The sequence below is a fragment of the Candidatus Hakubella thermalkaliphila genome, assembly GCF_013281975.1.
Classification (GTDB): domain Bacteria; phylum Actinomycetota; class Humimicrobiia; order Hakubellales; family Hakubellaceae; genus Hakubella; species Hakubella thermalkaliphila.
In genome coordinates, this window is sequence record NZ_BLRZ01000438.1 from 1 (window position 1) to 615 (window position 615).

1 protein-coding gene is annotated in these 615 nt (G+C 61.8%); it reads right to left on the reverse strand.

Annotation, left to right across the window (positions count from 1 at the left end; genetic code table 11):
- The coding region (locus tag HW443_RS13540; RefSeq protein ID WP_258190559.1) for a penicillin-binding transpeptidase domain-containing protein at positions 1–364 on the reverse strand (364 nt) is incomplete at its 3' end.
- Positions 365–615: the final 251 nt, after the last annotated feature.

Below are 615 nucleotides of genomic sequence, written 5' to 3' on the forward strand. Positions count from 1 at the left end.
GGAAGCCGGCCAGGGGAAGCTTGTCTCCCAGCCGCTGTACCCCAATAGCCTGGGCTGCCCGGATGGCGGGCAGGTTGAGGGAGTGATTAAGGGCATAGCGGATGCTAACCGGGCGATCCAGGAATCTCCCATCGAAGTTTCTGGGGCGCCAGATGCCCTGTGGGGTGCGGTACTCAACTGGTGAATCGAGCACGGTGCTGGCCTGGGTCCAGCCCGCCTCCAGCGCAATACCATAGGTAAAGGGCTTGATGGCCGAGCCAGGACTGCGCCAGGCCTGGGTTGCACGATTGAACTCACCCTCAGTGCCGGGCCTGGCCCCCACCATGGCCAGTACCTCGCCGGAGTTTGGCTCGAGGCCCACCATTGCCAGCTGGGCGTGGTCGGGTCGCCTGCCTCCCGCAGTTGCCCTTTCGGCAGCGGTTTGCATTCTTAGGTCGAGGGTGGTGATAATGCGTAAGCCGCCCTGTTGACGCAGCCGGTCGGAGCCCATTTTTGCCCGTAGATAGCGCTGCACCTCAAAAACAAAGTACAGAGCAAGCCGCACGTTGCGCTCGGTTATAATGAGAGCACTGGGATCAACCAGACTAGCGCTCAATCGGTTGCCGTCGTCGTCGT